Here is a 26,187-nt window from a genome sequence, read left to right as displayed (position 1 = left end):
GCTTGAATCGTTTTTGGTTTATAGCCCAATTTCCAAAAATAACAATCCATACTATTAATGAAATATTCCTTTTGGGGATATTTTTTTATGCTTCGAAATCAGATTTTTTCAAGTTATATGATGGTGCAATATTCTTTTTCAATAAAGAATAATTGCGGTTAATTCTTTGGGCTTATGAAATATTTTCTTGTTATACTTTTCGGTCTTGGGTCAATCCAATGGGTATTGGCACAAGATCAAGCTCGAATTTCAGCCAGGGTTTTAGATGCTAAAACACTAAAACCACTAGTCGCTGCGGTGGTTTCTATTCAGAATACCAATTTCACTCAGCTCACTAATAGCGAGGGAATTGTTGTTTTTGAATCCATTCCATCGGCTGATTATTTAGTGCTTTTTCAAAGTCAGGGTTACAAAGATGCTCTATTTCCGGTTTCAATTCAAAACACTTTAGCGTTAGATTTAGGAACGATTCTATTAGAATTAGATCAGGTTGCTGACCAACAAGCAGCCGTAATTCAGCTTTTTGAAGACGATTTAACGGATGACAACAGCAGTTCCGAAAATACTTCTGGATTATTGCAATCTTCCAGAGATGCTTTTCAGCAAGCCGCCGCTTTCAACTGGGGACAGGCCCGTTTTAGAATCCGCGGATTGGATAGTGAAAATGCAACTACCATGATTAATGGAGTTACAATGAATAAACTGTATGATGGCAGACCCAATTGGAACAACTGGGGCGGACTCAATGATGCTACTCGAAATCAGGAATTTTCCATTGGAACGACTCCGTCCGATTATACTTTTGGAGGGATTCTGGGAACTCAGCAAATTAATACCCGAGCCTCTATTTATCGAAAAGGAAGCCGAATCACATTTTCAGGAACCAATACTAATTACACTGGCCGCATCATGACGACTTATGCTTCGGGCATGAGTAATTCGGGTTGGGCTTACGTTATTTCTGCTGGAAAACGCTATGCTCAGGAAGGGCATTTTGAAGGCACTAATTATGATGCGAATTCTCTTTTTCTTAGTTTCGAAAAGAAATTAAACGACCAACATTCGATTAATATTTCAGGATTTTATACGCCAAATGAGCGAGGGAAAAACTCACCAAATACTGCTGAAGTGACTAATCTAACCAGCGAGATTTACAATTCGTATTGGGGTTATCAAAATGGAGAAAAGAGAAATGCCCGAATAAAAACCGTTGAAGAACCTATCGTTATGTTGAATCATTATTTTAAAATAAACGATCATACTAATTTGAATTCGGCGGTCTTGTATCAGTTTGGAAAAATTGGCAACAGTACTATTGATTATCAAAATGCCAATAGTCCTGATCCTACTTATTTTAGAAAAATGCCTAGCTATTACATTTCCATGTACGCTGCTGATAATGGAGAATTCTCAGGAGAATTTACTCCGGATTATGACAATGCTGAGAAAAACAGATTGGCATTTTTGGCCAATCCTCAAATCGATTGGGAGGCTATGTATCGCGCGAATCAGAATCCTGTGGTAGATGCCAATTCGAATATCATTGGCTACGAAGCGGCTCAAAGTCATTATGTGTTGTATGAAGACCGAAATGATGATAATACTATTGCGGTGAATTCTAATTTTAATTCCCAGCTCGCTGAAAACTTGATTGTGAATGCGGGAATTTCATATCGGGATTTGAAATCGCATAATTACCAAAAGTTGTTGGACTTATTAGGCGGTGCTTTTTTTGAAGATATTGATGGATTTTATAGCGGCACTCAAGCACAATCTGATTTAAACAATCCAAACCGCCAAGTCAAGGTGGGCGATGCTTATGGTTACAATTATAGACTTTCGGCCGCTGTGTTAGAAGCTTTCACCCAGTTTAAATTTTCGTATAATAAAATTGATTTTTATCTGGCGCAATCTTTTTCCAGAACTAATTATCAACGGGAAGGCTTGTATAAAAATGGAATTTATGAAACGATTTCTTTTGGCAAAAGCCAAAAAATGAACTTTGAAAATTTTGGTTTCAAAGGCGGAATGATTTTTAAAATTTCCGGAAGACAATCCTTGAATCTTAATGCGGCGCATTTGACTAAAGCACCTAATCTTAGAAATAGTTTTTCGAATGTGCGATTGAATAATACCCTAGTTGATGGCTTGCAAAGTGAAACACTTAATAGTCTTGATGCAACTTATGTTTTTCGAACTCCAAAATTTCAAACAAGGTTAACAGCCTATTACTCTACGATTAAAGATGCGACTAAAATCAGCTTTTTTTATGCCGAAGGAATTTTTGATAATGAAGCAGGTTATACCAATACCAATGCTTTTGTGAGTCAGACTTTAATGCATTTGGATCGAAAAAACCTTGGAGCTGAATTTAGTTTTGAATACCAAATTAGTTCAACTTTCAAAACGAGTTTTTCTGCAGCTTATGGACAATTTACTTTTGATAGCAATCCGAATGTGAGTATCAACAACGATGCGGTGGCTTCGATTGAAAATACCAATCCATCCTTTGATTTTGGTACGGCACTTTTAAAAAATTACAAACAGCCGGGAATGCCGCAGCAGGCGTATAGTTTGGGTTTGGAATATCGCGATCCAAAATATTGGTGGATAGGAACGAATGTCAATTATTTGACTGAGAATTATATTGATGTTTCGCCCATTTCCAGAACCAATCGCTTTTATACCAATCCTGCCAGCGGATTTCCTTTTCCGGAAGCAACCGAAGAAAGAGCAGCCGAATTGTTAAAACAGCGAAAATTTGATCCCGTGAGTTTACTTAATTTAATAGGTGGAAAATCCTGGCGTATTAAAGGAAAATTTCTGGGACTTTTTGTGAGTATTAATAATGTGTTGGACAGCAAATACAAAACTGGTGGTTATGAGCAAGCCCGAAATGCCAATTTCAGGCAACTCAACCAGGATGTTTCCAGCGGAACGCCTTCTTTTGGTAACAAATATTTTTATGGTTATGGCAGGACTTTTTTTGTGAATCTCTATTTCAGTTTCTAATTTAAAATTTTAGCTATTATGAAAAATTATACTTTTCAATTTTTTTTAATGATGATATTCTTGCTGGTTTTTGGTGCTTGTGCAAATAATGAAACGGAGATTCCGAAGCTAAGTTGTAATCAGCCCGATATTCCGGTAAACAAAACAGTGGCTAATGTTCAAAAAACGGCAGCCGAAATTGTAGCTCAATATCCTTATGATGATGTGATTGAAGCCTATGTGGTTTCGAGTGATGAAAACGGTAATTTCTTTAAAACAATTTCGTTTCAAACCTTGGCTACAGCCACAAATCCGGCAGTAGGATTTAGCGTTCCCATAGATGCAACTAATTTGTATGTTGATTATCGCGTGGGGAATAAGGTATATGTGAAATTAAAGAATCAGTACACCGATTTGTATTATGGTGGTTTGAGAATTGGCGGATTGTATGTCAATGCTTTTAACCAAGGCGGAGTAGGGCGACTTTCGCAAAATGATTATAAAAAGGTGTTGCATGCTTCCTGTACCAATGTGAAAGAAGAGCAATTGGTTCGTTCGATTGATTTAGGTGAAATTAACGATAGTCATTTAAACACACTGATTGAATTGAGCAATGTGCAGTTTACAGAACCAGCCATCGGTCGTCATTATTATGAAGAAACAAATGATGTGGGCGGAGCGACCAATTGGAATTTGGTAGACAAAAATGGAAATCAATTGATTTTTAGAACCAGTAGTTTTGCCGATTTTTCAAAAAGCATGGTGCCAAATGGAAGTGGGAAAGTGCGAGGGGTGCTGACTAAATATGCTACCGATTATCAGTTGGTTGTCAGGAAAGAAACGGATGTTAGTATGCCGGGAAAGCGCAATATTCCTTTTTTTGTTGAAGATTTTCAATCTGTTGCTGATGGTTCTAATTTGAATTTGCCGGGTTGGAGTAATATTATACAAGCGGGTGCAATTGTTTGGAAAGGGGGTATTTCTTCGACAAATGGTTATGCTGAATTCGCTATAACGGGAACTAAGGTGGCGTCGAATATTGTTTGGTTAATTACCCCAAAAATTGATATGGATTTACACACTAAGGAAAGTCTTTCGTTTAGAACTGCTCAAGACCATCTTGATGTAGATTCTCCGTTAAATACCATTGAAGTTTATGTCTCTACTAATTTTGACGGACTTCATATTAATACAGCAACCTGGACTCGGGTTTCTGCAAAAATTCCAACTCAGGCTACGCCCTGGAATGAGTTTGTTGGTTCGGGAGCTATAGATTTGTCTAGTTATAAAGGAAAAATCAATATTGCTTTTAAATACATCGGTTCTGGGAGAAATTTAGCCTTGGATGGCGCTTTTCAAGTAGATGATGTACAAATTTATGGGGATTAGTTTAGTTGGTATTTCTTTTCAAGATAGGGTGCTAATTTTTTATATGGAATTATTGCCCAATCCATAAAATTACAAATAGGGGTATGAGAAAAACAGAATAATATGCCTTGTTTTGTTAGTGCAAAATTAGGCAAAGCCCATGTGGCTTCCTTATTTATATTACAATCACTGGTTTGCATTTGTTGCAGATACAATTCGTTTAATATCGAAAAGACTTTAGGAGCAAAAACTTTTTTTCGATATTCATAAGTTTGCGCAACATCGTTTGTATCTGGTTTGGGATTTTTTTCGTCAAACCAAACTAAGCTTTCCAAATCAATTTGTTGCCCATTCTGAAGGTTTAAGCAAAGTAATTGCTGTGTTTTTACTGGGGTTTGAGTTTTAAAAGTACTATTTGAAATAATTTTAAAACTGATTAAAGCTTCGTTTAAATATAAAATTTCCGATTGAATGTTTAGGCTGTTTCTGTTTGGGTTAAAACGATAGTAGTCATGAATGATTGATAGTTGCAAGGATTCCAAAACATTGTTGATACTGTCACAGCTTGTTTTTTTGTTTTCATTGTGTAATCTAAAAAAAGTAATTCCGGATTCTTTTTCTAAATACCAGTCCAGGTTGAAATTTTTAGAAACTTTTTCGGTTTTTATTTTTTCTAAATTTAGTATTGAAATTTTATAAGCATCGTAAGGATCTAATTCTCTGTTTTTGGAATAAGAATTATATTTTGAATCTGGATTAATAAAGATAGGATTGAGAATAAGATCTATTTTTTTATTGGAACCTTCACGCCAAAATCCTTTCCAACTCCCATTTTTATCTTCCTTTATAACTAAATTTCTTGCCCCATTTTGATTGTCAATTGGATTGAATTGCCAGACATTTCCAATAAGATTCCCTTCCAGATAATGGTCCATTTTATCGTCCTCAAAATAATAGTTCATATAACGAACAGTAGACTCATCGTAACATTTGATTTTTAATACTAATGTTCTTTCTCCAATTTTACTTTGCAGGTAAAGTATCTTGTCAATGTGCGCCAAAAGCTCTCCAGATTTTGTGAATGAAGACACAAAAAAGACGATGATAAAAACTAAAATTAAAGACTTGTTTTTCATGGTTTTATTAAAAAAAAGCGGCTCGCAAACTTATGTTACGAGCCGCCTTATTGCTAAATTAATAATTAATTTTGAAGGATCAAATTCTGTGTATTAACACCTTCAATACCACTCACTTTTATTAAGTATACTCCTGATGCTTTTCCAGAGATATTAAACGAAAAGGATTGAATTCCTTCTGTTAATACAACATCACGTTGTTCTACAATTTGCCCATTTATAGTTACAATATTTATTGTCGCTTTTCCAGATGTCAAACTGTTAATTTGTATTGAGAACGAGCCCGAAGTTGGATTAGGATAAACAGAAAGTCCAGATTCAACTGAGCTAGTTGTTTCAAGAATAGGAGATTTTGCTACTTTACTATATGTTCCACAAGCTCCTATGTTATCACCGTGATTTAGGTGTGCTTGAACAGCTGATGAAGCTACGCAAATGGAAGTTCCATTGTGACAAATCATCACCTTGTCTTTGTTGTTACCACAGCTTACATCTATTACGTTGATAGCTGCTGAAGTGTTTGTGGTACAACCTTGAGCATCAGTAATGACTACGCTGTAAGTTCCTGCCGTACTTGCATTAATAGATGGTGTTGTTTCTCCTGTGCTCCATTTGAAGCCAAATGAGCCTGAACCACCATTAGGTTTTGCTGTCAGTTTTAATGACGACGGTCCGTAACCAATGTATAACGTATTCTTGTTATCGGTAGCCTGATTAACGGCATAGATATCATTAATTGTTACAGAAACAGCTGCATTAACGGTAACAGTGCTGTTAACCGTTGATTGATTGTTATGAATATCCGAAACGGTCCATGTAATTGTAGAAACTCCTACATTAAAGATTCCGCTTGCATCATTGCCATTACCGCTTCTTGAAGTAGCTCCGTTTATGATGTAGCTAATCGAAGCAATACCACAATTGTCTGTAGCAGATAATGTTGGAATGGTATACGTACTTCCGTTATAACAGAACGATTGCGACGATGAATTGCTAATCAAAGGTTTTTGTGAATCGATTATGGTTACTTTTTGAGTAGCTGTATTGCTGTTGCCTGCTGCATCTTTAGCTATCCAGATAACAGTTGTAGTTCCTACAGGGAAAATGCTTGGTGCGTCATTTGTTGTTTCAACTGTATTAGTATCGTTTGTTGATGCAGTACCTAAAACTACTTTTGTAGCTTCACAACTTCCATTATTTGAACTAATGTTAAGATCAGTTGGAGTAGTGATAGATGGATTTGTACGATCATAAGTAATACTATTGGTTGCAGTTGTAACTTTCGAACCTATATTACCAGCAGGATCCGTGAAATCAATTGTAAAACCAACTGAACCTTCAGTATCCGTATTTGTCAATTGGTAAGTAGCAATATAATTATTACTTCCAAGATCAGTTATTGAGACAGCATGTCCAGCTATTACTACCGCTGGAGTTTCAATAGTTTCTGATGCAGTAAAGCTCAAAGAAATAACGTCTCCTTCTTTTGCATAAGCAGAATTGATATTATTGGACGATAACTGAACAGATGGCAATGTTGGTACAGTGCGGTCGAATACAATTGTTTTTGCATCAGTAGTAGCGCTAACCGGGATTCCTGTATTGCCTACTTGATCTTTAAACTGAATAGTAAAAGGAATTATACCTTCAGTATCCGTATTTGTCAATTGGTAAGTGGCATTAAATTTATTGCTTCCAAGATCAGTTGTTGTAACAGCGTGTCCGGCAATTGTTGCTTCTAAATTAGTTATGCTTTCAGAAGCTTCAAAGTTTAATGTAACAGTGTCAGCTTCTTTTGCAAAAATAGGCTTAGCATTGCTTGAGCTAATAGTTGTAATAGTTAAAGTTGGATTGGTATGGTCGAAAGTATAGATTTCACCGTTTGTAAAACCTTCTGCTATAGCATTATTTGCTCCATCAGCAATTCCAGTACCGCTGTTATTTACATCTAAGCGAAGTGTACCATCGCCACTAATGTTATTTACAGTTACATCAAATGAAGCATTAGTAACAGGACTTACTGATGCAATAGTTCCAGCAACATTTCCGGTTGTATTAAATGCAAAATCAGCAACGTCAACTCCGCTCACGTTTTCAGAAAAAGTAACACGATACGTAACGGTTGTTGCATTATTTTTTTCAGAGGTAGGTGTAAGTCTGTTAATAGCTGTAACCTTTGGAGCTACAACGTCAACCACTGCAATTTTTGCTGTTGGAATATTGTTTACATCCATATCATACCCAATGTAATAACTCGTATTAGGCGGCTGATTGTAAGCCGAATTTTGCCAAGCAATTGCAGTACGATATTGTGGATCGTGCATCAATGTTGGGATACGATATGTAGTAGGTGTGTCTGTGGTAAAAATCACAAGTTCAGTATTGTCCGATGTACGGAATATTATTTCTTCTCTCCAGTCACCTAATATATCTGCTTGTAAGCAAGGGTTTTTCTTAGTACTATTGTTAGAAGAAACAGGATAGGCTTGGTAAATAGTAAACAAACGGCTCTGACTTTTTGTTGTAGGATTCCATTTGTCCATTACGTTACCATCTAATAATTCACGACCTAAATCGCCATCCCACCAAATTCCAAAGTTGTAAGATGGTTTGTTAGTACTGATAGGATTTCCTTTTACATCATAGGTGTTATCACCTGAAGAACCCCACATTTCATAACCTTTAAAATAAGGATCAATATCAGCAGCCATAGAACGACCTACGTCGCCAGTAGTAGCAATTCCCCAATTCGTTTGTCCTGTTTTGGCATCGTATTGTCTTAAGCCCAAACCATCATAAGAACCAGGGGATTCTAAATTAATCCAGATTTCCTGTCCAGGGCGATCTAAATCCATATCAGTCATGTGTAAGGCATCACCATGTCCCATACCATAAGTCCAAAGCGGTTTTCCGTCATCGTTTATGGCGCTAGAACCATTGATAATTTCGTCTTTACCATCTCCATCTACATCGCCTATTGTCATTTGGTGATTACCTTGACCGGAATAAGAATTGTATTCTGGATGAGTAGGGTCTTTACTGTCAAATTTCCATAGCATAGTAAGTTGTCCATTTCTCCAATTGTAGGCTGCACGTGTTAATCGATTGTAATAACCACGACCAACAATAATACTTGGTCTTGCACCATCAAGATAGGCAACAGCCGATACAAAACGATCCTGACGGTTTCCATAAGTATCTCCCCAGTCAGCTACATTATCACGAGTGGGTTGATAGTTTACCGTTGCCATAGCAGCACCTGTTAATCCGTTAAAAACAGTTAGGAATTCAGGTCCTTGTTGTACCCATCCAGCAGAATTACGATAGTCAACAGCAGCATTACCAATTACGTTTCCTACGCCGTCAACGGTACCGTCAGCGGTTTTTAGAATCATCTCAGCTTTTCCGTCTCCATCAAAATCGTATACCATAAATTGGTTGTAATGTGGCCCTGCGTTTACGTTGATCCCAAGGTCAATGCGCCAAAGTCTTGTTCCATCTAGTCTGTAGCAATCGAAGATTTGTTTTCCGCTATAACCACCTGCATTGTCATTCACCGCAGTAGGATCCCATTTCAAAATAATTTCGTAAACTCCGTCTCCATCAACATCTCCAACAGAGGAATCATTGGCGGTATAAGTATAGCTCTGTCCATCAGGTAAAGTACCTCCGGCAGGCATTTGAATAGGGATAGATAATTTATTATTACGGCCACTATTAAAAGTATTGAGTGCCCATACTTTTGTTGGGCTGGTTTGTTCACTTTCAACTCCGTTTATAATTGTAGTAATACTATAATTGTTGTTTGGAGTAGTAGTGGCATCTAAATAATTAGTAGAGGTTGTAATTGGAGTAGCATTAACTTTTACTCCATTGCGATATACATTAAACGCAATACTTGAAGGATCATTACCTAGTAAACGCCAACTCAGAAATACAGAACTACTTGTTTTTTGTATTGCTACAAGACCTCTTGTTAGAAATTCTACCTGTTTAGGTGTTGTTACTACTGCATCAGCCACTGGTAGACTGCTTAATCTAACGGTATTTCCATAAGAGGTACCAGCACTATTAATTGCATAAGCTCTTACATAATAAAAAGTTGCTGGAGTAAGTCCTGTAAGAGTTACAGAAAAAGAACCCGAGCCAGTTGTAGTAGCTACAACTTTGGTATCTGCAGTAGTAGGACTTGAATTAGAGTTACTATAGACAACTCCTCTTTGGCTTATTGCTGCTCCTCCATCAGAGGTAATATTGCCTCCGGCTACTGCTGTTGTAGTGCTTATATTAGTTATGTTGTTAGTAGTAAGTTCAGCGGGCGGCGGCGGCGGAGTATACATTCTAACAATAGGAGTAGTTATACTGTTTGAATTTGTTTTAGTATAAACAACATAAGGATAGGGTGCGTTACCTATGGCAATCGAAGGCGAGCCTGTTGGTTCGTCTATACCTCTGATAACAGCTGGGTCTTTCAATTCAGTCCACGTTGTGCTTCCTGCTGCCAGAAAACGCACTCGGGTTGGAAATACATTTGTCGTAGAAGTATAATCAATAAAAGAACAATATACATTACCTGCATTATCATTGATTAAGCTAATATTAGGGGAGTCTCTAGAGGCAAGAGTAGCGGCAGTTCCCCAGGTATTGGTTGATTTGTTGTATAAAATAGCTGTCGCTCTATTTGTGTTACCAGTATTGAAATAGGCGATACAAAGCGTATTAGCATCTTTAATTGCAATATTAGTATGGCGGCCTGACATAGGCGTTGGAATAGTTACCGCTGTCCAGGCAGTACCATTGTATCCATAAAGCGCAACGGTACCTGTAGTGGAGTTAGCCGCAGTTAAGCTTAAGTATGTTAACCAGGGCTTGTCATTTGCATCAATTGCTAAACTAACCGCTGCACCAAATCCTCCCGGAACAGCACCGGAACCAACAGTTTCCCATGCAGTTCCATTGAATTTTTTAACATAAGGTAACATCCCTGCCTCGCTAAAAGCAACGTAAGGGACGTTGAATGAATCAAATGCTATAGAACAACGGTGGGTTGAACTATACTGACTCACAGCACTCATACCGTTAGCATTTCCTGTAGAAACATACAGGTTGGTGTTGTCTTCATTCAAAGCATTCCAGGTTCTGGTAACATAGTCATACTTTTTTAAGGCTAATTTAGAACCTGCCGAAAAATCGATGTAAGCAACGAACAGTTCGCCAATTGAGTTGGAATAAATCTTAGTGTAAGAGGCATTAGTAGCAAGGTTTGCACCGACTTGCTCCCAAGTTCCATCGGTTAAACGCTTTTTAACCTTTGGCACTCCACTCTCTGTAAACGCAACATAAGGAATAAAATTGGTTCCGATTTTTACCACTGCAATGCTGGTATAAGAGGAACTCACTGAAGAGATCGCTTGTTCATTGCCAAGTATTGTCCATTGCTGGGCAAAAGAGGATAGGCAACTGAACAGAAAACACATCGACAAGCTGATTTTAAGGCGCAGTCGATGAGAAGAAAAAGTAGTTTTTCTAATCATAAATAATTTGGTTATTGGTTAATAGTCAGGAGGTAAATTTAATTAGCTGTCACTCAATTAGTATCCTGTGGTGTCTTGTGCTGTCCTGAAATTAAAGCAGGTTAGTTGTATTTGGTGTAAGAAAATAAGGTGTTTTAAATTTTCTGGTTTTGACTTTAAGAATGCATCATTTAAGTAAGGGTTTGGTTTTTATGCGGATTTGTTTAATGATGGTATTTTTTTTGAGGACGGATAATTTTTAAAATAAAAGCTTGATTTTACTATATTTGGCTTCTCTTAAAATATAATTTACTATGAAACATGTATTATCGGCATTATTGATTATGACTCTTTTTATTTCTTGTAAAAAAGAAAGCAACAATACCAGCGAAGCACCAAGCGAGATTCCTTATGTTGCTAAAAACGAAAAGCAAATTGAAGAATATGTTGCTAAAAAAGGATTAAAAGGAACTAAAAGTGAATCTGGATTGTACTATGTAATCAATAATCCAGGAACCGGAGCTCAAGCAACACCTGAGTCTAATGTAACCGTGGCTTACAAAGGTTATTTTATGGATGGAAAAGTATTCGATCAAAGTGACGAAAAAGGAATTTCTTTTGGTTTAAATCAGGTTGTCAAAGGTTGGACTGAAGGAATTTCGTATCTAAAAGAAGGAGGTAGTGCCTTACTGGTTATTCCTGCTAAGTTAGGATATGGAGGAAGTGATTATGCAAGTATTCCCGGAGGTTCAGTACTTATTTTTGAAGTAAAATTGATATCGGTAAATTAGTTTTTTGCTAAAAAAGCTACAAACAATTAGTATGCCCCCAAAAAGTTAGACACTATTTGGGGGCATTTTTATGGAAAGAAAAGTCTAGTGCAATTATGATTACAATTGGTATATAACGGCTTCATAGGGTCTTAAAAACCCATCTTTGGCAACACTGCCATAATTGTTAATCAACACTTTTGCCTTTTTGATATTGAAACCGGTATTGGCTTTGGCTTTTTTGGCAGAAAAATTTAGCAAGACCAATACTTTTTTCCCGTCTAATTCTCGGGTATACTATTTGACCTTGTTATTGTTTTACAATGCTTATTGTTTCATACAATTGATTGATAGTAATTGTGTAAGTACCTTCCTCACCTGGTTTCACTACGAATTTATTATCAGGATATGATGTGCCTGCTTCATTAATTACAATTTTGGTTGTCGTAAGCCTTGAACTGGCTACCGGTGCCATGATGAAACTACCACCCCAGTTTCCATAGTCGAGAGGGAATTTAAACGCGCCTTCTCCTGACGAACCCAATGCCCCTGTCCAGATAAATATCCATGGAGAATTTACGTCTTGAGTCATCACTCTTGCTTTATTAATATCCCATCCGCCTGCAGTTGCATCGCCTACTATAGATACAGTTGGGTAGGGAGTGAATGGGACAATGTGAATAAAAGGGCTTGGACTTATATTCAGTAAAATTTTATATGGCCCAGAGTTGGTTATCAGCCATTTATTATCTGGGTTTCCACCAGGAATTAATGTAACTGCTGTACTGGTTATAGACGGATGGGAGGTTGGTGGCATTAACCAATCGACTCCCCAGCTACCTAGGGCTGTAGCGATTTTAAATTCACCAGCTGTTAACACTTCATAGTATTTAAATTGGAAATCATTATCCACATCCTTCGTAAATTCCCTTGGGTTACCCACATCCCAACCACTTGGTGTGGCATCACCTACAATCCATAACTTGGCATAAGCTGCGCCTTTAGCAGCAGGAGTAACTTTTATGGTAACCGCATTTGAAGTTGCTGATTCCCCTGTAGTAGTATTAGTAGCAACTAAGACTGCTTTTAAATCTGTAGCCACTCCAACTGTCAAACCGAGGCTATCGAGAAGTATGGTATTTAGCTCAGAATTTTTCAATAATTTATTATCTGTATTCGCTGCAATATTGTTTATAGTGTCTGTCTTACCGTCAGCAGTTAGAATTAGGACATTGTTTATCAATGAATTTTTAAAAGCACTCCATGAATATGTAACAGCTTCTCCGGTAGGGTCGGCTGCATTTATAACTACTTCCGTTTTTGAAGTGGAAAGAACACCTGATTCGAAGGCAAAAGGCACAGGAGCGTCTAATTCTTTTTCGCACGAGGCTAAACAGAATAAAGCAATAATCATGAAACAAGAAACGATGTTCTTTGTATTCATAGTTCTTTTTAAGTTCATGCTAAATGTGATTACTTTGCGCATTTGATTTAAAATTTGATTGTTATTAAATATTTTAATCATCATATCCAGGGTTTTGGTTCAACTGTGGGGATATTCTTATGACATTCTGACCAATGGGATAAATTTGAGTATGATTATCAGCATCGGGTTGCTTATCCCACCAGGTTCCTGTATTGAATACACCCCAGCGGATTAAATCTGTACGACGACGTCCTTCTACTAAAAACTCTCTTCCCCACTCATCCAGCATTTCCTGATCGGTTAATTGGCTTCCACTGAGTGCGTATAAACTTGGAGAGCCTACTGGGTAATTACGTTTTCGTACTGCATTTAACAATGTTGCGGCTCCAGGTTTATCACCGGCTCTATACTTACATTCTGCAAGAGAATAGTACACTTCAGCCAAACGAATTTCTGCATAGGCTGATGCAATTGCACCAGGGTCGCCGGTTGGATAGATAGGATACTTTGCCGGCCAAATACCGGAGTTATCATCGGCATGATTCATATTTGATTCCTTATCTTCAAGGACTTCCCCGGGAGGTAGATCTTTAAACCAACCCACCTGATCACGGGCAAAAATGGTGTAGCCCCTGTTACTTTTCACTAATTTATTTGGATCACTGTGATATGGCAGATAACCATACAGAAACATACCTTCACGGGTACTGTTACCCAAATTTTTATATTTTTTCAAACGGAAATCGTCAGGATACTTTTGAAATTTAATAAAGGGTTTCCCCAGATTGAAAGTGTATTCCACACCATCTACATTTCTTCCGGGTTGCATGGCAAAACGGGTATTCATATTGCCAAAATTGGTAAAGCCAAAAAAGTTTTGCGCTTGGTGAGGTGCCATCCAGAAATACATACCTCCGTCATATTGCCAATGTGTTTGTGACAATGTGCCAGGAAAGCCAAAAATAACTTCAGCAGACTTGGAATTGTTATAATCAAAGGGTGCATCCCACCTGCTTTCTAATGCATAAGTTCCATATTTACCATCAATAATATCTTGGCAAACAGCGGCACATTCAGTATATTTATCCTGACCTATATATACTTTGGCATTTAAATACAAACGCACCAATAATGCTGCGGCACCGCCTTTTGTCCATCGTCCGATTGCATTGCTACCCAGAGATTCTCTGGTAGGTAAATCGGGGATGGCACCTAAGAGCTCCTTTTTAATAAAATCGAAAGTTTCCTGAGGTGTGGATTGAGTAGGTGTAAGACTTTCGCCCTGAACCTTGGTAATTAGCGGAATATTTCTGTATAAATCAAATGCCCTTAAATGAAACCAGGCTCTCTGGGTTTTCAATTCTGCAATAAAATCAGCTTTTTCAGCTTCTGTCAAATTGAACTTGGCGGCATCAATCTTTTCAATATCCTCCATGGAATTGGTGGCCAGACTTGCTCCCTGGAATAATGCATTCCACATATCACTAGTGTAAAAATCCTGAATAGTCCAGGTATGATAATGAGTACGTTGATACACACCACCATCAAACCAGTCACCATTACGGTTAGGGGTCATTAGTTCATCGGTAGGTAATTCCTGTGCCAAGAATAATCCGCCACCCTGAATAGTCCAATAAGCATGTTCGAAGGAACGCAAAAAGTCTCTGATTACATCTTCTTTGGTTTGTAAAAAATTTTGGTTTGTAATACGATCGTACAAAGTTTCATCTAACGTGGTACAACCAGCCGTAAAGAGCAGTACAATAAAACTGCATATGGCTATTTTGCTTCTATTTTTATATTTGAATTTCATTTTTTCTTCGGATTAGAATTTAAAATTTAACTTGAAGTCCAACAATAAGTTGTATTGTGGAAGGATAGTAGGACAAAGAAGGGTTGATACCCGGTGTGATGCCGTTTAGGTTGACAGATTCAACGTCACCTGTAGTCCATTTTGTAAACGTGTACAAATTTCTTCCTATAAAATAAAATCGGGTACTTTCAATTTGCTTGATGGGGGATTTTAGTGTGTAACCCAGTGAAACATTATCTAACTTAACAAAATCTCCTTTTTCCAAAAAGTAATCTGAAAGAAGTGTATAAGTTTCCGGATTAGTAAGTGCGGCATATTTCCCATTTCCATAAGCAGAGGCCAATACATTAGCGCCTCCCTGGGTAACTGGCGTGCCGGCATAAAATGCTTTGGTATTAAATATATCATATCCAAAAGCGCCTCTAAAATATACGCTCAGGTCAAAGTTTTTATAATTAACTGAATGTCCTAAACTTCCGGTAAATTTAGGAAGTCCATTTCCAACAAATTGCTTGTCCGCTGATGAAGCCTGATTCCCAGGAATGATATTTCCGGTTTTATCATATACCATCAATCTTCCGGTGGCATCGATACCTGCTGATTTCAGCATGTAGAAACTACCTACCCGCTTTCCTTCCTGAAGCCTTTGTGCTGTTCCTGGAGATCCGGGGCCAGGCATATCAACTAGGTCATTATAATTCAACCCTTGGTAAATATCGTTGGAAAAGGAAACAAACTTGTTGTTATTGGTAGCACCTGCAAAACTGACCTTATAATTAAGATCTTTAGTACTTAAAATAGTGGCATTCAATTGAAGCTCCAACCCTGAATTTTTCATGGTTCCCACATTCACAAAAGTACTATTCTGAACGTTAGGGGGTATAGGTACATTATAATAACCCAATAAATCTTTATTAGTTCTGTTATAATAGTTAATGCTGCCCTCCACTTTATTATTGAAGAATTCAAAGTCTAAACCGGCATTGAAATTCTGTGCTTTTTCCCATCTTAAATTATAGTTTGTATTTTGGTTAGGGCCCCAAACCTGATAATTGGTTCCATTATAGGAATAATATCCAAAACCGGAATAAACCGCTAAAGAAAGATAGTTGGCAAAATCCTGGTTGCCGGTTTCACCATAGTCAACCCTTAGCTTCAAATCATTAATCCATTTAACATTTGATAAAAATTGTTCATTTGAAATTCTCCATCCGGCAGATACCGCTGGAAAATTACCCCATTTATTATGTGGACCCATTTTTGAAGAACCTTCATGACGAATGCTGGCAGAAAAATAATACTTACCGTCAAAATCATAGTTTACACGACTAAAGAAGGCAATCAATTTTGAATCGTTTTTAAAACTGCCCACCGTTCTAAATGTGTAGTCGCCAGAAGATCCGTTTGTGGGAAGAGGAAGATTATAGGTGCCAGTTCCCAAATTATTATAAGTTAGTGCGTCTGAAGGGAAATTCTGATTTCCACCATTTAAACCAGCAGTATTAAAATAATTATAAGTATATCCACCCAATAATTTAAAGGTATGTTTTTCCATTCGCAAGGAATAATTGCCTATCCAGTCGAAGAATCTCTGGTCTCCATAATAATAATCTTGATTGGCAGAATTTCTCCCATTATTTCCATTGATGGCATTGGAATTATAAGAGGGTCTGAAATAATGATTATAGAATGTACTGGCCTGCTCACCCACAGTAACCTTGGTATCCAAATTTTTAAGAATATTCAATTTGAAAGATCCGCTCCAGTCAACATACCTGCCTTCACCCCCACTTAAAATTGTTGTCTGATCCTCAACCGGATTATAAGCACCGGCAAATCCATTATTAATATATAAATAATTGTTAGGATTTACAGGGTCTTTAACGGGCAGTGTCGGATTCAGGGTAATTGCCTGTTTAAAGGCATCCCAGCTGGCACTATTATAAAGGAGTTTCCGGGGAGCGATGTTTACAGATACGGAATACAAATCATTGGCTGACGTGTGGTTCAGGCTTATGCGGGCACCATATTCTTGTTTGGTGGAGCGCAGGTCAAGGCCGTTAGCATCCCGGTAATCAAATGAAGCATAATAGTTTGATTTTGCATTACCACCTGAGAAACTCAAAAAATGTTTGTGTTGATAGGCTACGTCTCTTCTTACTTCTTTAAACCAATCGGTTTTATAACCATAGTCCGTACCCCTGTTGTGGGCAACAAATTGGTCAGGGCTTAGCACTTTTATTTCGTTAGTTGGCGTATCAATACTAAAGTATCCATCATAGAAAGTTTTGGACTGAGCGGATCCTTTTTTAGTAGTGATAATGATAACCCCATTTCCACCACGGGTTCCATAAATAGCAGAGGCAGCGCCTCCTTTCAGTACATCTATTGATTCAATGTCACTTGGGTTAATATTATCCACATTTCCTCCGGGAATGCCATTAATTACATATAAGGGACCTAAACCTGCATTGCGCGAGGAAACACCACGAAGCTGCAGACTAGGGCTGGAATTTGGATCGGCAGGAGCTGTATTCACGACACTTAACCCGGCAACTTTTCCCTGGATGGCATTGAGCGCTCCATTGCCTGCAATCTGGAGTAAATCCTTTGAACCAATGTGGGTTATGGCGCTGGTAACCTCCTTTTTGTCAAGTGTTCCATACCCAATTACGACAACTTCACCAAGAGCCTCAAGGCTTTCTTTTAAGGTTATTGTAATGCTACTCTTTCCATTTATTGGTGTCTCAATGTTGGCATAGCCAATATAGCTTATTACCAAAACACCATTAGAAGGCGCTTTAATTTGGAATTTACCATCAAAATCAGTTATGGTTCCTTTGGTAGTGTTTTTAAGTAACACGGTTACCCCTGGCAAGGACTTTCCGCTTTCATCTTTTATCAAACCATTAACACTTATATCTTGCGCTTGAGCCAAGAATGAAAACAGTAATGATGAAAAACAAACAAAAAATAGTTTTGTTAATTTCATTTTTATAAAAATTTTGGTTAGTAATTCAAAGCAATATTAAAATATGTCCCGTTCTGAAATTACGGACACACAAAACAGATTGTTATGGAAGAAAACACCAATTATGTAAATAATACTAAACCAAATCTCAGGTGTAGTGTTATTATTTCTTTTTCTTAGATAATTAAGTTACTTCTTCTTCTTCTTCTTTTCAGTGGAATTTACAATTGGTATATAACAGCTTCATAGGGTCTTAAAAACCCATCTTTGGCAACACTTCCATAATTGTCAATTAAGACTTTTGCCTTTTTGATATTGAAACCGGTATTGGCTTTGGCGTTTTTGGCAGAAAAATTTAGTAAGACCAATACTTTTTTACCATCTAATTCTCGGGTATACGCATAAATATTTGGATTGTCTTTGTCCAGTAAGCTGTATTTTCCATAAATCAGAATGGGATTTGTTTTACGCAATTTTGTCATTTTTCTAAAATAATTCAAAACCGAATTAGGGTCTTTTTCCTGCGCTTCGGCATTGAGGTTAACGTGGTTGTCATTTACTTTTAGCCAGGGAGTCCCTGTTGTAAATCCGCCATTTTTTGAGCTGTTCCATTGAAAAGGAGTTCTTCCGTTATCTCTGGCTCCTCCTGTTTTTTGATTTTCAATAAATTCTTTTAAGTTTCCGCCGGCGATTTTTACTTTTTCATATTCTGCCAGCGTTTCAATGTCACGGTAGTCTTCGATTCGGTTAAATTTAGCATTTACCATTCCTATCTCGTCACCATTATAATAATAGGGTGTTCCTCTCATAGAAAGCAGAAAAGTGGTCAGTAATTTTGAAGAAACGGCTCTGAATTCCGGCACGTCATTTCCCCAACGGGAAGTCATTCGGGGCTGGTCGTGATTTCCTAAATAGATGGTTCCCCAGCCTTTCTTTTCATAGACTTTATCCCAATCAGAATAGATTTTTTTGAACTTAACTAATGAATAAGGACCCATTTTTTTGAAATAACCTGGGACATAACCCAAATCAGTCCCTTCAAAATGATACCCCATATTGAGTTCTTTACGGTCTTCATCTACAAAGTTTAAAGCGGTAGAAGTCAGCATTCCGGCTCCTTCGGCCAATGACATACAATCGTATTTGCTCAATACTTCGCGATTCATTTCTTGAAGGTAATCATGTAAATGTGGCCCGCTGGCCATATAAACACCCCAACTGCCATGGTAGTTTTTATTCAGTTCTTCCTGTGTAATCACCGGGAAAGTAGTGTCTTTTGAAATAAACGGAATTACGTCCATTCTAAATCCGTCGATTCCTTTTTGGAACCACCAATTCATCATACTGTAAATTTCCTGACGCAATTTTGGGTTTTCCCAGTTCAAGTCCGGTTGTTTGAAGTTGAAATAATGCAGGTAATAAGAATCGGTTTGTTTATCATAACGCCAACCGCTTCCATCGGCTTCAAAAGACCCTGGACGAAAAGCCGGTTTTCCCTTTTCGGCAGGCCACCAATGGTAATAATCTCTATACGGATTATCCCTTGATTTTCTACTTTCCTGAAACCATTGGTGTTCATCACTACTGTGATTGACTACCAAATCCATGACCAGTTTCAGCCCTCTTTCGTGCATTCCTTTTAATAATGCATCAAAATCTTCCATGGTTCCAAACTCCTTCATTATGGCTTTATAATCTGAAATATCATATCCATTGTCAGCATTGGGAGAGCCATAAATAGGATTGAGCCAAACGACATCAACCCCTAAACTTTTGATATAATCTAATTTCTGAATGATTCCCTTTAAATCTCCTACGCCATCACCATCGGTGTCTTTAAAACTACGTGGATAGATTTGATACACTACGGCTTCTTTCCACCATTTACGGTCTATGGTTGATTTGTTTTCTTGTGCTGTGGTTGAGTTTGTCAACAGTAATCCCAGGCAAAGAGAAGCGAGGGCAATGCACTTTGGAAAATGTAATTTCATTTGGTTGGTTTTTAGTTCTCGTTTTTAAATGAAATCGATTCATAAAAAAACAAAAAACAGGTTAGTGATGTTTTTCAATTTCGAACAAGTAAAATTAGGGGCTTTACATGCTCCAGATTTTTCTCATTATAAAAAAGTAGATTAAAACCCTGTTATTTAAACTACAATCATAAGTAAATCAATGTGTTACAAAAAAATAGTTGGTAAAAAAAAGTGGTGGTTTCAGAACGCAAAAAAAGGTCTTCAGGCTTATTTTTATCCTGAAGACCTTATTTATAAGTAATTTTTATTATTTTAAATTGGTTCCAATTTGCATTACTCTGGCCTCAAACTCTTCCCGGGATCCAACAGCCTTATTTTTGAGTTGGGAGCGATAGTTATAGATTGTCGATACAGAATAACGTAGAAAAACAGCTATTTTAGCACTGTCTTTGATGCCTAACCGGATCAATGCGAAGATTCTTAATTCGGTATTAAGCAATTCCCCTTCCTTCAATTGGGTTACTTCATCATCTACGAGTAAAGCAGAAAACTCTTTGATAAAGCCAGGAAAAAGGGATAAAAACGTTTTGTCAAAATTAGTGTAAAACTCCTTGAGTTCATTCTCGATAAATTCTTTTGATTTTACGGCACTCACCAGATCATTTATCTTCCCGGTTGTCGCCATAAGATTCAGTTTCCGGCGGTAGCCTTCTAATTTTCCTATATAGTCAGAGCACTGATCCATATAACGGCCTATATAAATTTCTTTTACCAGATTGGCTTCCGTAAGGGTGTTGTTGGCGGCATTCAACTTCTCATTAATGAGCTGCAATTCTTTGTTGAGTTCAGAAAGCTGGCCATTGGCCTGGCTGATTTCCTGTTTCGCTTTAGATAATTTTTTCATCTGTTTGAAAAGCAACAATAAAACTGACAACAGAAACAGCGATAAGATACTGGTACTTACCAAAAACAGGATCAGTTGGAATCGATTGGTCTCGTTTTGTTTTTCATACGCTTCGTTAATGATAGGAATCATCTTAGAAATTTCGTAGGTTCTCAGACGGGCATTACAGAAAATAGCGTCTTCCAGAGATCGTTTCATGTATTTATAGGCACGGTCTATATCTCCTTCTTCATACATTAGAAAAGCTAGAGAACGAAGAGAGATATATTCTTTTTTGGCTAACTGTAAGTCGGATATAGCCGAAATAGTCAGCCATTTTTTTTCCTCTTTTCGGTCTTTTTTTCCGTGATAGGATAGTGAAATAATATAAGCTATAATCGCCCGGTCTGGATTTTCAGGGGCAATTTCAGGGAAATAATCAAGCAATAAATTAAGTGTTTCATCATATTTTCCGCTTTCGACAAGTTTACTGGATTGGAAAATGAGATTTGATTTGGATGAAGCAGGAAAAGACAATAAGCAAGAATCCCGATATTGTTTACAAAGTAAAATATAGTTCTTTTTTTCTTGAAGCGAAGCAGTATAATCAGACATTAAATCATAGATGGTACTGTTTACTCCAAAATAAAAACCTTTAAGCTCGGGGGAAGATGCAATGTCAATATTATGGAGGATATCCGTAGCTTCCTTATACATTCCTAAAGTTCCCATGATGGAAGCCAGATTTAATTTTGCAGATTTAATTTTTGAGATATCCTTTAGTGTGCCTGCAATTTGTAAATTTCTTTTAGCATAATTTAATGCTGAATCCGATTGATACAATTTGTACTCTTCATATAACTTTCCGCAAATTTCATATTTTTGGAGATCTGTCGAAGTATATTTCAGCAGTCCCTTGAATGTATTGATTTTGCTTTCTTTCTTTTTAGAATATAGTTGGTAATTGTCAATAGTTTTGTCCAGATCATTCAACAGGGAATCAATAGTGTTTTGGGCAAAAAGAAGTAGCGGAAACAGTAAGACGATAAATGTCAAAAATCGATTCATTCTATTTGGATTTAGTTCCTGTAAAAATAATTAAAAATCCATTTGAACTTTTAGAACACGAATCTTATTCCTGTTTTTCATTTTATAAACTGATATCGATATTAGTAGCGTGCAAATGATTAAATTTGCAGCTTATTATATGATATGTTAGAAAAAGAAGTAATAAATTTTGAAAAAACGGTCATTGTTGGTGTTGTTACTCAAAATCAGAGTGAAGAAAAACTCAATGAGTATCTTGACGAATTAGAGTTTTTGACCTTTACTGCAGGTGGTCAGGTGGTAAAACGTTTTTTTCAAAAAGTAGATAAACCCAATCCTAAAACTTTTTTGGGAACAGGAAAAATAGATGAGATAAACCTTTATGTGAAAGAAAACGGAATTTCGACCATCATATTTGATGACGAATTAACGCCTTCGCAACAAAAAAATATCTCCAAAATTATCGATTGTAAAATCCTGGATAGAACCAATCTTATCTTGGATATTTTTGCACAACGTGCCGAAACTTCTTATGCAAGAACTCAGGTAGAATTGGCTCAATGTATCTATTTATTGCCGAGACTTTCAGGATTGTGGACACACTTAGAACGTCAAAAAGGGGGTATTGGGATGCGTGGTCCCGGAGAAACTGAGATTGAGACCGATAGACGTATTGTGCGGGACAGAATTTCGTTGTTGAAAGAAAAAATCAAGCTTATCGATAAGCAAATGGGAACCCAACGCAGCAATCGAGGTGCGATGGTTCGTGTGGCTTTAGTAGGTTATACCAATGTGGGAAAATCAACTTTGATGAACGCCATTGGGAAAAGTGATGTTTTTGTTGAAAACAAATTGTTTGCTACACTGGATACTACCGTTCGAAAAGTGGTGATTAAGAACTTGCCTTTCTTGCTTTCGGATACCGTAGGTTTCATTCGAAAACTACCAACACAATTGGTGGATTCATTCAAGAGTACTTTGGATGAGGTTCGCGAAGCCGATTTGTTGTTGCATGTGGTTGATATTTCGCATCCTGATTTTGAAGATCACATTGCTTCGGTAAACCAAATTTTATTAGACATTAAAGCAGGGGACAAACCCGTAATTATGGTCTTTAATAAAATTGATGCTTACCAATATTTGACCATTGACGAAGACGATTTAATGACCGAAAAAACTACCAAACATTATACACTTGAAGAGTGGAAATCTACTTGGATGAGTCGTGTAGGTGAGGAGAATGCCTTGTTTATTTCGGCAACCAATAAACAAAATTTTGAGGAATTTAGAGAAAGAGTCTATGAAGCTGTAAGGCAAATTCATATTACCCGTTTCCCATACAATAAGTTTCTGTATCCTGATTACAAGGATGCGATTGAAAAAGAAGAAAAAGAATAATTTTCTCAAAATAAAACTACTTAATCCCTTTTGAATTTTTCAGGAGGGATTTTTTTTTGGCATGCCCCAGCTTCCACTGCGTTCCAGCTGGGTCGGGCTGTTCGCTTTATCTTTTGTTTCGTTAGCACTCCACAAAAGGATACCGCTACCATCCCTCATGCAGTCGTTTTAATGTTGCAATTGATTTCTTGAGTATTGCTATTGAAATTTAATTAACAGCCGTATATTTGGCGTACTCAAAAACCTACTATGAGAAAATTGTCCCAATCTATTTTGCTTTTTAGTCTTATTGTTTTATCATCTTGTAAATCGTCTAATTATAAGTATTTTGCACCCACAGTGAATCCTGTATTGTTCAATAATAAAGGTGAAGTGCATGTGTCAGCTGAAGTAAGTTCTTCGGGTTTCACTTCCAAAGGGGCTGTGTCTCTTACAGAACATTTTGGTGTTATGGGAATGTATAATGCTGGAGGGATGAATAATTATCGTTCTCATGAAGGGGAAGTTGCCGCAGGATATTTTGCAAAAAACGTATATGTATCAGGAGGAATTGGCTTTGGCTCTAACTTTGCTTATACAGATACTACACATGTAGCTAAGCGATATGAAGGAAACTTTCGCCGCCCTTTTGTACAGCTCAATGCAGGTATCAGTGGAGGTGAAATTATTGGAGGAATCAAGGGAGATGCTATATTTTGCTTAAAAAACAGTTATTTGTTTTATGAGGGAAACCATTTAAACACAACTAAAGATCGTATTCATTCCGAATATTTTGTAGTAGAACCTGGATTTCTGTTGGGCTTAGGTTCTAGGGCTTTTCGTTTTGATTTTCTTCTAGGATTTCCTATTCATTTTACGGATAATCCGCTTTCGCCTTATTCCAATGCAAGGACTTATCCGTTGAATGTTGGTTTTGGTATTCGTTTTGTATTTGGACAGAAAAAGAATGTAATTTGATACTATAAAAAATCCCTTTTGAAAAATTTCTCAAAAGGGATTTTTAAGTGATTAGATTGGAAACTAAAAACCGTAGTTAATGCCTAATCCAAAAACTTCTTTTACCTGAACGGCTTTTATTGAATTGTCATCGTAGATGGTTTGTACAGCAATGTTTGCCGATAGGTATTTGTTGATTTTCATAACCACGTTCATTTGGTAATTGACGTCAACATTTTGTGGGTTATCTAAATAGTTTGAATATAAATTCAAGATATTTTCGATAGAAACATTAGTAATGGCATTGAATTTATAATAGGCCGAAATGCTGGCTCCAAATTCCACACGAGAATTGTCTCCTTGTAAAACTCCAAAAGAAGGTACTAATTCGGTAAAATGTTTGTGAACCAAAATTAATTTTGCTGCCGCAGGAGCAAAGTTAACACTTGCATTATTGTCTTTTTTCCATAAGAAACCAGGGCCAAATTGGAAATAAGCAGGAGAGAAAAAATGAGATATTTTTACATTGTTTTTGTCAAGACCAGTATCCATTTGCGATTTGAAGTTAAAATACATCGAATAGTACCAGTTTTTAGTCCCAGATTGTTTACCCCAAAGTGAGTTCAATTCGAGGCGGTCATCAGTTTTAGCTGTTCTTTCGTTGCCTTTTATTTTACTTAATCCGTAGGCTAGAATGAATTTGTTGTCCCAAACCACATCTCCTTTTTTATAATTGAAGTCGTAGTTTAAACCAAAATTCCCGGCAACGTTTGAGGTACCGCCACCAAGCCATTCTTTGTTATAAGCCGATTGACTTAATAATAGAGACATATTGCCTTTTTTTGTCCAGACTTTTGTAGTGTCTTTTAGGTCTTCTTGGGCTTTTAACGAAAAAATAGAAAATGTAAATACGAATATTAGAAGTAGCTTTTTCATATTTAAAGTAGTTTTTGAATAGTAAATATAAAAAAAATGCTACTTGTAAAGTAGCATTTGATTCAATAAATATAGTATTTAGGCTTTTTTAGGCGCTTTGTATAGTGGAACTGCCGAGCAGGCTTCTCCATACATAATACTTCTGGCAAAAGGTTGTAAATGATGTGCTGCCAAAACATAAGCACGCATGGGCACCGGTTTTTTAGAACAACCTTTAATAATCACCGATTTGTTGTCATAAGCGGTATAATCCAGTTTAGGAAGCAATTCTTCATACAAGGCAGCGTCCAAATCTTCGCTGTTTCCATTGATGATTTTTTTTGCAAAAGGAGCCAATTGTATTGCAACTAAGATGGAAGCCCAGGCCGGAACTATAGCGTCAGTACTGCAATAAATGGCAACATAGTGGTCTTGGTATTGCGACCAATCATGATTTTTTAAATCTTCTCTGAAATCTTTTTCTTTTAATAAAAACCCTTCCAGTAACCATTGCGAAATATCAATTTGCGTACGAATGCCCTTTGGATAGTAATCTTCTAAATCGAATACTTCCAAGGCACTATTAGCCACTTTGTTAATGATCTCTTCCATTTTAAAAGTTTATAGTTTGTAGTTTATAGTTTGAGGTTCAAAACAACAAACCATAAACAAAAAACAAATTAACGGATTATAGCATTCCTAGTTCTAGTTTCGCTTCTTCACTCATTAAATCTTTGCTCCAAGGCGGATCGAAAGTGATTTCTACTTCGGCACCTCTTACATGCTCAATCGATTTTATTTTTTCTTCTACTTCTCTAGGTAAACTCTCGGCTACCGGACAGTTTGGAGAAGTAAGTGTCATAAGGATTTTTACTTCGTAATCCGTATTTACCATTACGTCATAAATCAATCCTAGTTCGTAAATGTCTACAGGAATCTCAGGATCGTAAATGGTTTTTAACTTCTTTACAATTGCTTCCCCTAGTTCGTTGGTGTCTATTTCTTGTTCCATTTTATGTCTATTTTTTGAACCATATAAGTTCATTT

16 protein-coding genes are annotated in these 26,187 nt (G+C 37.0%); 5 read left to right on the top strand and 11 right to left on the bottom strand.

Annotated elements, in window-relative coordinates:
- Positions 1-174: 174 nt before the first annotated feature.
- A complete protein-coding gene (locus GTZ96_RS06835) occupies positions 175-3,012 on the top strand; it encodes a TonB-dependent receptor (RefSeq protein ID WP_161642210.1) in 2,838 nt (945 codons plus the stop codon).
- Positions 3,013-3,030: 18 nt separating this feature from the next.
- Complete coding sequence (locus GTZ96_RS06830) at positions 3,031-4,380, top strand: DUF5689 domain-containing protein (protein ID WP_161642208.1); 1,350 nt, start codon at positions 3,031-3,033, stop codon at positions 4,378-4,380.
- On the opposite strand, the gene GTZ96_RS06825 is transcribed toward GTZ96_RS06830, so the two are convergent.
- Complete coding sequence (locus GTZ96_RS06825; RefSeq protein WP_161642205.1) at positions 4,377-5,495, bottom strand: hypothetical protein; 1,119 nt, start codon at positions 5,493-5,495, stop codon at positions 4,377-4,379. The genes GTZ96_RS06830 and GTZ96_RS06825 overlap by 4 nt on opposite strands.
- A 65-nt stretch (positions 5,496-5,560) precedes the next feature.
- The gene (locus tag GTZ96_RS06820; RefSeq protein WP_161642203.1) at positions 5,561-11,029 is read right to left on the bottom strand and encodes a rhamnogalacturonan lyase family protein; all 5,469 of its coding nucleotides are present in this window, start codon (positions 11,027-11,029) and stop codon (positions 5,561-5,563) included.
- A gap of 293 nt (positions 11,030-11,322) precedes the next feature.
- On the opposite strand from GTZ96_RS06820, the gene GTZ96_RS06815 reads away from it, so the two are divergent.
- Positions 11,323-11,799 (top strand): FKBP-type peptidyl-prolyl cis-trans isomerase, encoded by a 477-nt coding sequence (locus GTZ96_RS06815; protein ID WP_161642201.1) that lies wholly within the window; start codon positions 11,323-11,325, stop codon positions 11,797-11,799.
- Between the two features lie 99 nt (positions 11,800-11,898).
- Here GTZ96_RS06815 and GTZ96_RS06810 read toward each other — a convergent pair whose 3' ends face one another.
- The 6 genes from GTZ96_RS06810 to GTZ96_RS06785 all read right to left on the bottom strand — a co-directional run bounded on the left by GTZ96_RS06810 (position 11,899) and on the right by GTZ96_RS06785 (position 21,912).
- Positions 11,899-12,039 carry a hypothetical protein gene (locus GTZ96_RS06810; RefSeq protein WP_181033156.1) on the bottom strand — a complete coding sequence of 47 codons (141 nt, stop codon included), beginning with the start codon at positions 12,037-12,039 and terminating at the stop codon, positions 11,899-11,901.
- 49 nt (positions 12,040-12,088) lie between these two features.
- Positions 12,089-13,222 carry a SusF/SusE family outer membrane protein gene (locus GTZ96_RS06805; protein ID WP_181033155.1) on the bottom strand — a complete coding sequence of 378 codons (1,134 nt, stop codon included), beginning with the start codon at positions 13,220-13,222 and terminating at the stop codon, positions 12,089-12,091.
- 73 nt (positions 13,223-13,295) lie between these two features.
- Positions 13,296-14,924 (bottom strand): RagB/SusD family nutrient uptake outer membrane protein, encoded by a 1,629-nt coding sequence (locus GTZ96_RS06800; protein WP_207720154.1) that lies wholly within the window; start codon positions 14,922-14,924, stop codon positions 13,296-13,298.
- 112 nt (positions 14,925-15,036) lie between these two features.
- On the bottom strand, positions 15,037-18,009 hold the full coding sequence (locus GTZ96_RS06795; protein ID WP_161642195.1) for a SusC/RagA family TonB-linked outer membrane protein: 2,973 nt from the start codon (positions 18,007-18,009) through the stop codon (positions 15,037-15,039).
- 200 nt (positions 18,010-18,209) lie between these two features.
- A complete protein-coding gene (locus GTZ96_RS06790) occupies positions 18,210-19,979 on the bottom strand; it encodes a glycoside hydrolase family 13 protein (protein ID WP_161642193.1) in 1,770 nt (589 codons plus the stop codon).
- 289 nt (positions 19,980-20,268) lie between these two features.
- The gene (locus tag GTZ96_RS06785) at positions 20,269-21,912 is read right to left on the bottom strand and encodes a DUF6377 domain-containing protein (RefSeq protein WP_181033154.1); all 1,644 of its coding nucleotides are present in this window, start codon (positions 21,910-21,912) and stop codon (positions 20,269-20,271) included.
- Positions 21,913-22,056: 144 nt separating this feature from the next.
- Between GTZ96_RS06785 and hflX the strand changes: the two genes are divergently transcribed.
- Complete coding sequence (gene hflX / locus GTZ96_RS06780) at positions 22,057-23,289, top strand: GTPase HflX (RefSeq protein ID WP_161642189.1); 1,233 nt, start codon at positions 22,057-22,059, stop codon at positions 23,287-23,289.
- Between the two features lie 249 nt (positions 23,290-23,538).
- Positions 23,539-24,246: a hypothetical protein gene (locus GTZ96_RS06775; protein WP_161642187.1), complete on the top strand. Its 708-nt coding sequence runs from the start codon at positions 23,539-23,541 to the stop codon at positions 24,244-24,246.
- Positions 24,247-24,309: 63 nt separating this feature from the next.
- On the opposite strand, the gene GTZ96_RS06770 is transcribed toward GTZ96_RS06775, so the two are convergent.
- From GTZ96_RS06770 to GTZ96_RS06760, 3 genes are all read right to left on the bottom strand, one after another.
- Positions 24,310-25,161 carry a DUF3078 domain-containing protein gene (locus GTZ96_RS06770; protein ID WP_161642185.1) on the bottom strand — a complete coding sequence of 284 codons (852 nt, stop codon included), beginning with the start codon at positions 25,159-25,161 and terminating at the stop codon, positions 24,310-24,312.
- A gap of 78 nt (positions 25,162-25,239) precedes the next feature.
- Positions 25,240-25,752 (bottom strand): DUF2480 family protein, encoded by a 513-nt coding sequence (locus tag GTZ96_RS06765; RefSeq protein ID WP_161642183.1) that lies wholly within the window; start codon positions 25,750-25,752, stop codon positions 25,240-25,242.
- A gap of 76 nt (positions 25,753-25,828) precedes the next feature.
- Positions 25,829-26,152, bottom strand: coding sequence for an SUF system Fe-S cluster assembly protein (locus GTZ96_RS06760; RefSeq protein ID WP_161642181.1), 324 nt, complete (start codon positions 26,150-26,152; stop codon positions 25,829-25,831).
- Positions 26,153-26,187: the final 35 nt, after the last annotated feature.

The organism is Flavobacterium undicola (assembly GCF_009909155.2).
Taxonomy (GTDB): Bacteria; Bacteroidota; Bacteroidia; order Flavobacteriales; family Flavobacteriaceae; genus Flavobacterium; species Flavobacterium undicola.
Note: the sequence above shows the minus strand (reverse complement) of the source record. Positions and strands in the feature narration are given on the sequence as shown.